Raw genomic sequence first — 7,836 nt, 5'->3', positions numbered from 1 at the left:
CCAAAACCACAATCAATGTTACCAGAAAGAGAAATGAATACTTCCCCAAAAACAAAAAACATAACAATATGGGGATACCTACAACAGCTGTAATAATTCTCTCTCTAAGCATTCCGCCCCCCCTAAATAAACAAGTTATATTATTGTAGTCCTCCGAAACGTCTTTCCCGCAACTGAAATTCGTATATCGCTTTAAGAAAATTGATTTTCTTAAAATCAGGCCACAATACAGGAGTTATCCAAAATTCCGAATATGCTATCTGCCACAATAAAAAATTGCTTACTCTTCTCTCTCCACCGGTTCTTATTAAAAGTTCGGGGTCCGGAGCCCCCGGTACGTAAAGATTATTTATTATCGTCTCTTCGTTGATTTTATCTGGTTCCAGCTCTTTTCTATCGACTTTTTTGGCGATTTGTTTTACACAGTCAATTATTTCAACCCGACCGCTATAATTAATGGCAATATTTAATATTAATCCCGTATTTTTTTCTGTAAGACGCATTGCTTTTTCAATAGTTTTTTGTAATCTCTGAGACAATTCATTTAGCCGGCCAATGGCAATAAATTTAACGTTGCTCTCATGAAGTTCTTTTATCTCCTTGGCTAACATTTTATCAAAAAGCCCCATAAGAGCCGATACTTCACTTTTGGGCCTTTGCCAATTTTCAACCGAGAATGCATACAGAGTTAGATACTTAACATCAAGTTCGGCAGCGACTTCCACAATTTGATGAACCACCTTGGTCCCAGCCCTGTGCCCTGCTATACGAGGAAGTCTTCTTGCCTTGGCCCAACGACCATTCCCATCCATAATAATAGCGACATGAACCGGTATTTTTTCATCATTTATCTGCTTTAAAAAAAAGTCTTCGCTTTTCTTTAAAGATATTAAACGAAGACTTTTGGTCAATCTTTTAAAAACATTAACCACGTTTATAATTACCTTTCTTTTAAAAATTAAACTTCCATTATCTCGTCTTCTTTATGCTTTAACATTTTATCAATTTCAGCTATATATCTATCTGTAAGCTTTTGAACTTCTGATTGTACCCTTCTAAAATCATCTTCCGATATATCTCCATCTTTTTCCATAGACTTAATGTGTTCATTTGTATCACGCCTTATATTTCTAACAGAAACTCTACTTTCCTCTGCCATTCCTTTTACCACCTTAACTAATTCTTTTCTTCTCTCTTCGGTTAGAGACGGCATTGGAATCCTAATTAATGTTCCATCGTTAGAAGGATTAAAACCAAGATTAGACTTTGTTATTGCTTTTTCAATATCATTAATAATTGATTTGTCCCAGGGTTGAATAGTAAGTAAACGTGGCTCGGGAGCCGATATGCTCGCAAGCTGATTAATGGGTGTTGCGGTCCCAAAATAATCAACATTGACCTTATCTAAAATAGAAACTGAAGCACGTCCGGTTCTGACTGTCCCAAATTCTCCCCTTAGAGCCTGAACCGCCATCTTCATTCTATCTTCGGCACGTTTGAGAAGCTCTTTAGCCATCATTATTTCCCCCTCTAACAATGGTTCCAATTTTTTCCCCAAACAACACTTTTTTAATATTGCCTTGCTCGGTTAAGTTAAAAACAATTATTGGAAGATTGTTATCCATACACAAAGAAATTGCCGTTGTATCCATCACCTTTAACCCCATATTTAGAACATCAATGTACTTAAGTTCTGAAAACAACTTAGCATTTGGGTTTTTAATTGGGTCCGAATCATAAACTCCACCAACTTTGGTTGCTTTTAATATTGCTTCCGCGCCTATTTCTAAGGCTCTCAATGCGGCAGCAGTATCCGTACTAAAATAAGGGTTGCCTGTCCCAGCTGCGAATATGACAACACGCCCCTTCTCAAGATGTCTAATAGCCCGACGCCTTATATACGGTTCTGCTATCTCTTGCATCCAAATAGCAGTTTGAACACGAGTTATTGCTTGTTGATTCTCTAAGGCGTCCTGGAGAGCCAATGAGTTCATCACCGTAGCAAGCATTCCTATAAAATCAGCCGTTGCCCTGTCCATCCCCCGAGCACTCGCAGCTATCCCCCTAAAAATATTACCTCCGCCAACAACAACTGCTACTTCAACTCCAAGATCATTAATTTCTTTGATTTGTTTCGCTATCGATAACATTATTTCGGGGTCCATTCCATACCCAAGTTTATTAGTAAGAGCTTCTCCGCTAAGTTTTAAAAGAACCCTTTTATACGCAGGTTTTTTCACATAAATCCCTTTCGTAAATATTTTATTTATCATCGCGAAAAAATATTTTTAAGTGAACTTATTGATATTAAAATCTAAATTAAAATTATTCTTCTTCTCCCAATAAATATCTATCAAAACGTCTAATAACTATATTTTCTCCAATTTTTCCCACTAACTCACCAAGATAATTTTTGATAGTTATCTCCTGGTTTTTAACAAAGGGTTGGTCTAAAAGACATGTTCTTTCATAAAATTTTTCAAGTTTACCTTCAACTATTTTATCTATAACCTTTTCTGGTTTTCCTTCATTAAGAGCTTGTTCTTTGTAAATGTCCCGTTCTTTCGTAATTACTTCCGGAGAAATCTCATCTCGTGAAATCCAAAGTGGGTTAGCGGCAGCGATATGCATGGCTAAGTCATGGACAAAGTTCTTAAAATCTTTATTCCGTGCCACAAAATCAGTTTCGCAATTAACCTCTAAAATAACACCAAGTTTTCCGCCAGCGTGTATATAGGCATCAATTATTCCTTCATTAGCAACTCTTCCGGCTTTCTTTTGTAAAGTAGCAGACCCTCTTTTGCGCAAAATATCAACCGCTTTTTCCATGTCACCTTTTGCTTCAGTTAATGCTGCTTTACAATCCATCATGCCTGCCCCCGTGGTTTCCCTAAGCTCTTTGACTTGGGAAGCAGTTACTGTCATCTGTTGATAACCTCCAATTTAAGTAATTTTAAGACAGCGAGCCGCTAGGGCTCGCTGTGGTTTATCCCTCGACTAAATCGAGTTTTTCTTGTTCTTCCTCAACAGGTACTCTTCTGCTAACGCCCTCTAAACAAGCATCTGCAATAATTTTACTAAGCAGAGTAACAGCTCTAATCGCGTCATCATTAGCAGGAATAATGTAATCCACTTCGTCAGGATCTGCATTAGTGTCTACCACGCCAACAATAGGAATCTCGAGTCTTCTTGCCTCGTTGACTGCTATTTGTTCCTTCTTTGTGTCGATTACAAACATTATGTCCGGTAATTTATTCATATTTCTTATTCCAGTGAGATTTTTAGCAAGTTTTTCTTTTTTAGCCAAAAGCTTAGAAGCTTCCTTTTTGGGAAGCTTCTCCATCAATCCACTTTCCTGCATCTCCTCAAGCTCTTTTAAGTGATCGATGCGTTTTTTAATTGTCTCAAAGTTAGTTAACATTCCACCTAACCAACGACAATTAACATAAGGCATTTCACATCTGACGGCTTCTTGCTCAATTGCATCATGAGCTTGTTTTTTTGTAGCAACAAACATAACCGACCCGCCATTAGCAACGGTTTCTCTCACAAAAGCATAAGCTGATTCAATTAAGGCCAGTGTCTTCTGAAGATCTATGATATAAATATCATTTCTTTCGGTGAAGATGTATGGCTTCATTTTTGGATTCCAACGACGAGTCTGGTGCCCAAAATGAACTCCCGCTTCAAGCAGATTTTTCATTGAAACTATTGCCACACTCTCACCTCCTCTCTTATTCGGTTTAAACCTCCGTTGGCTTCCACCCTCCTTTAAACCCATAAAGGGAACCTTAAAAAAGGTCCACCAACGTGTGTTATTAAGCGTGAACAGTTTAACATAACTGGGCAACCTGAGGCAACAATCATAATGGCTTTGAACATAATTAAGAATTTTTATATCAATAAATTAGAAAAAATACTTGACATCGAACGTTTGTTCCTATTATTCTTTTATAAAACATGAAGGGATAAAATGATACTAAGTTATTCGTCAATCTCAACATATCAAAATTGCCCGCTTTCTTATAAATTTGCTTATTTAGATAAGCTGCCTCGTAAAAAAAGTCCGGCCTTAAGCTTTGGAAGCACTATTCATAAAGCTTTATATTATTTTTATAACGTTCCAACACCAAATCCACCCTCTCTTGAAGAACTTCTGTCTTTCATGCATAAAAATTGGTTGTCAAGGGGATATTTAAACAAGTCGGAAGAGAGTGCTTATAAAGAACATGCTGAGCACATCCTAACAAACTTTTACCGTTCCAATATAGATTCCTTCTCTTTACCCGTTGCCATCGAGTATAGGTTTCAAATTAAACTCGACGAAAAATTGTCATCGGGCGAAACTTGTCTTCTTTCCGGAGTAATTGATAAAGTTGAAAGAACTCCCGATGGGAAACTTGAAATCGTTGACTATAAAACGGGAAAGAAACTTCCCTCTCAATCCAACGTCAACAACGACTTGCAGCTATCCATGTATTATTTTGCAGTTAAAGAAACTTGGCAAATTGAACCTGAGAAACTTACATTATATTTTGTAGTGCCAAACATGAAGATAAGCACTATCAGAAAACCCGAAGATATACAAAAAATAAAGAATCTAATCTTAAAAGTGGCTGAAAATATAAACAAAGGCAACTTCAAACCAACTGAGAACGCTTTATGCCCCTGGTGTGATTTCCAAATTTACTGTCCCATATTCAAATATAAATTTAAAAATACTAATGAAGCAATTGAGGCCAAAAAAGTAATTGATGAATACGCTATGTTAAGACAGAAAGAAAAATTGTTAAAAGAACGCCTAGGAGAACTGCAATTTCTCATAAACCAATATTTTGACGAAAACAACTGCAATAAAATTTATTCCGAAACAAACGAAATTACCAGATCTGAAAGATTGGTTTATGATTATGATGCCAATAAACTTAAAGAAATTATGGAGCCATTGGGACTTTGGGAAAAAATTTTAAAAATTGATTCTAAGCGCTTAGATGATTTACTGAAAAGTGATCGGCTCAACGAAAAAATCAAAGAGCTCATAGAAACCACTAAAGAAATAAAAAGTGTTTCCCACAATTTGTATTTAAAGAAAATAAATTAGAAAACCAGTCGGATTCAAGTCAGAAATGTCAAAACAGGTAATCTACGCTTTATGCTCCTGAAGATGACGCAAAACGGTCTCAAGTTCTTCGGGTAGATTATCTTCCAAAAAAATCTTCTTCCCGGTTTTTGGATGAATAAATTCGAGTTTATAAGCATGAAGAAATTGGCGATTAAGACCTAAATTTCTCTCATTTTTTCTATAACCATAAGTAAAATCGCCCACAACAGAGTGATTTATATATTTCATATGAACCCGAATTTGATGAGTTCGACCTGTCTCCAGCTTGGCTTCAAGAAGTGTATACTGGCTAAATCTTTGCTTTACCTTGAACGTAGTTATCGCGTTTCGAGCAGCTATTTCTGTAACAGCCATCTTCTTTCTATTTTTCAAGCTTCTGCCAATAGGAGCATCAATTGTTCCAGAATCGACTTCAACAACCCCGTGAACTAAGGCTAAATAAAAACGTTTTATCTTTCTATCCTTTAGTTCACTTGACAGAATCCGATGCGCCTCATCGTTTTTTGCGACAATCATCAATCCTGAAGTATCCTTATCCAACCTATGAATAATCCCGGGCCTTACATTGCCTCCAATTCCCGATAAATCCTTTGTGTGAGCTAATAACGCATTAACTATTGTTCCGCTTGGATGCCCATACGCAGGATGGACAACTATTCCTGCCGGTTTCGAAAGCACAATTATATCATTATCTTCGTAAATTATATTCAACAAAATTTCTTCTGGGGTTAATGAGGATAATTCCGGGGGAGGAATTTCAAGGAATATGACTTCCCCTTTTTTTAAACGATGATTTTTTGAAACTCGTTTGTCGTCAACCCTAACAAAACCTTTTTGTATTAAGTGTTGCGCAAAAGATCTTGAGGGAATTTCTTTCAAGTTTACTAAAAATGAGTCTAACCTTTGGCCCTTACCTTCATCCCCAACTTTTAAATTAAGTCTCTTAGTTTCCGCCACCTTAAAACACACCGTGCCTTCTTTTTAGAGCCTGCTAATAAAAATTTAATAATGAATATTTTTTTAATAAAATCATCAGAGAAACTAAGAATAAACCTATGCTAATTATTTGGGCCATAGTAAGGCCCCATAATACTAAAGCTGAAACTCTGAAAAATTCAACTGAAAAACGCCCTATTGAATAAAAGAATAAATAAAACCAGAAAATCATTCCATCTTTGTTAATCTTCTTTCGTAAACTCCAAATAATACAAAAAATTATTAAATTATAGATAAGATCATAAATTTGAGTTGGGTGGCGAGTAAGTGGGACACCCGGAAACTTAACTGCCCAAAATATATTAGTGGGCTTTCCATAGCAACATCCATTTAAGAAACAACCGATGCGACCAATTGCTGTTCCAATCGCCAAGCATGGAGCAACTGCGTCTGCTATTTTAGATACTGGGAGCTTTTTGCGATAAACAACCGAAAGGACAGCAAGAGTTCCTCCGGCTAATCCTCCATAAAAAACTAATCCTTCTTGAATGAAAAAAATCTGCAAAGGATATTTTGAAAAATAATCTAAATGTGCCAGAACATAAAAAAATCTTGCCCCTATAACCCCACCAATTATCGCAGCTAAAACTAAGTCATAAGCAAAACCCGTCTCAATTTTTTTACGTTCCAGCTCCGCTGTCAATAAAAAAAACCCTATAATAAATGCTCCAGCTAGAGCAAATCCATAAGAGTAAACCGTTATTGGCCAAATTTTAAATAAAATAGGATGCAAGTAATCACCTTACCCCTTAGTGCTTAATGCTTGCCCTGTATACTCTCTCTTCTTACTCTCTAAGTTTTTTTAAACTTAACACCAATTTTTATGGTCCACAATAAAATTATGGTTCCAATTACAATTGCTGAGTCGGCAACATTAAATACCGGCCAAATGCGAAAATCCAGAAAATCAGTGATGGTCCCAATAAGTAAACGGTCCAGTAAATTACCAACAGCTCCGCCCAATATTAATCCTAGCGCTAACTGCATTGAAATTTCTTTTGGCCGGCTAATAATGGAAAAAACTGCAATAATTAGAATGACAAAAAATGTAATAAAAAATAATACCGTTTGCTGATTTGGTATCAAGCCAAATGCAGCTCCGTTGTTTTGAACATAAGTTATGTGAAAAATATTATCTATAACCGGCGCACTTTCTCCTACTGAAAAATTTTGTCTTATATATAGCTTTGTAAGTTGATCAAAAAGAAATGTGCTGAAAGAAACCAATATTAAAATCAAATAACCAGCTCCATTTATTCAGTAAACCACCACTTGCTACAGGTCCGGTGGTTTTCCTACTTACCAGCGGGTACGACATCCCGCCCGCTGCGGGCCCTGGGTTTTATTTAAATTTTAATTTTATCTAAAACCAGCAAATTAAATGCCATATTATTAAAACAGCTCTCAGCCTCCAGCTGTTAGCCCTCAGAAAAATCAAAAATAAAAGCTTTTTATTAGTTTTTTTAACCCCTGTGGGTCGGGTAAACAGCGACCCTCCTCCGACAATGCTCCGGCGGGCAGGCATATGAGCACACCGTTAATCGAAGAAGATTCAAACATCTGCGGCGCCGTGCCTGCCGGCAGGCGGGCAATCCAGATCTGTTGCCCACCCATAAAAAATAAAATCTTAGGCGAATAAGAAAACGAACCAATCAATCATTTTTGTCCAGTGTACAATTATCCTTTGGATAAAAACTTTTTTAAATTGCTTCGTTTTA

9 protein-coding genes are annotated in these 7,836 nt (G+C 36.6%); 1 reads left to right on the top strand and 8 read right to left on the bottom strand.

The features are described 5' to 3' along the window. Positions 1-140: 140 nt before the first annotated feature. From Q7U95_RS06275 to rpsB, 5 genes are all read right to left on the bottom strand, one after another. A complete protein-coding gene (locus Q7U95_RS06275; RefSeq protein ID WP_308752842.1) occupies positions 141-932 on the bottom strand; it encodes an isoprenyl transferase in 792 nt (263 codons plus the stop codon). Between the two features lie 26 nt (positions 933-958). Next, the gene (gene frr, locus Q7U95_RS06270) at positions 959-1,519 is read right to left on the bottom strand and encodes a ribosome recycling factor (protein ID WP_308752840.1); all 561 of its coding nucleotides are present in this window, start codon (positions 1,517-1,519) and stop codon (positions 959-961) included. Continuing rightward, positions 1,509-2,240, bottom strand: a complete 732-nt coding sequence (pyrH, locus tag Q7U95_RS06265) for a UMP kinase (protein WP_308752838.1) — start codon at positions 2,238-2,240, stop codon at positions 1,509-1,511. The genes frr and pyrH overlap by 11 nt, the downstream gene beginning before the upstream one ends. An 85-nt stretch (positions 2,241-2,325) precedes the next feature. Next, positions 2,326-2,925, bottom strand: coding sequence for a translation elongation factor Ts (gene tsf / locus Q7U95_RS06260; RefSeq protein WP_308752837.1), 600 nt, complete (start codon positions 2,923-2,925; stop codon positions 2,326-2,328). 61 nt (positions 2,926-2,986) lie between these two features. After that, positions 2,987-3,718, bottom strand: coding sequence for a 30S ribosomal protein S2 (gene rpsB / locus Q7U95_RS06255; RefSeq protein ID WP_308752835.1), 732 nt, complete (start codon positions 3,716-3,718; stop codon positions 2,987-2,989). Between the two features lie 255 nt (positions 3,719-3,973). Here rpsB and Q7U95_RS06250 point away from each other — a divergent pair, with 255 nt between their 5' ends. Next, positions 3,974-5,101, top strand: a complete 1,128-nt coding sequence (locus Q7U95_RS06250; RefSeq protein WP_308752833.1) for a PD-(D/E)XK nuclease family protein — start codon at positions 3,974-3,976, stop codon at positions 5,099-5,101. A gap of 42 nt (positions 5,102-5,143) precedes the next feature. Here the strand turns inward: Q7U95_RS06250 and Q7U95_RS06245 are convergent, their stop codons facing one another. From Q7U95_RS06245 to lspA, 3 genes are read right to left on the bottom strand one after another with little or no spacing between them, the layout of a single operon-like run. Next, a complete protein-coding gene (locus tag Q7U95_RS06245; protein ID WP_308752831.1) occupies positions 5,144-6,091 on the bottom strand; it encodes an RluA family pseudouridine synthase in 948 nt (315 codons plus the stop codon). A 22-nt stretch (positions 6,092-6,113) separates the two neighbouring features. Further along, positions 6,114-6,851: a prolipoprotein diacylglyceryl transferase gene (gene lgt, locus Q7U95_RS06240; RefSeq protein ID WP_308752829.1), complete on the bottom strand. Its 738-nt coding sequence runs from the start codon at positions 6,849-6,851 to the stop codon at positions 6,114-6,116. A gap of 59 nt (positions 6,852-6,910) precedes the next feature. Then, the gene (gene lspA, locus Q7U95_RS06235) at positions 6,911-7,357 is read right to left on the bottom strand and encodes a signal peptidase II (protein ID WP_308752827.1); all 447 of its coding nucleotides are present in this window, start codon (positions 7,355-7,357) and stop codon (positions 6,911-6,913) included. Positions 7,358-7,836: the final 479 nt, after the last annotated feature.

This window comes from Candidatus Oleimmundimicrobium sp., from assembly GCF_030651595.1.
Classification (GTDB): domain Bacteria; phylum Actinomycetota; class Aquicultoria; order UBA3085; family Oleimmundimicrobiaceae; genus JAUSCH01.
This window is presented reverse-complemented; position numbering and strand designations above follow the sequence as displayed.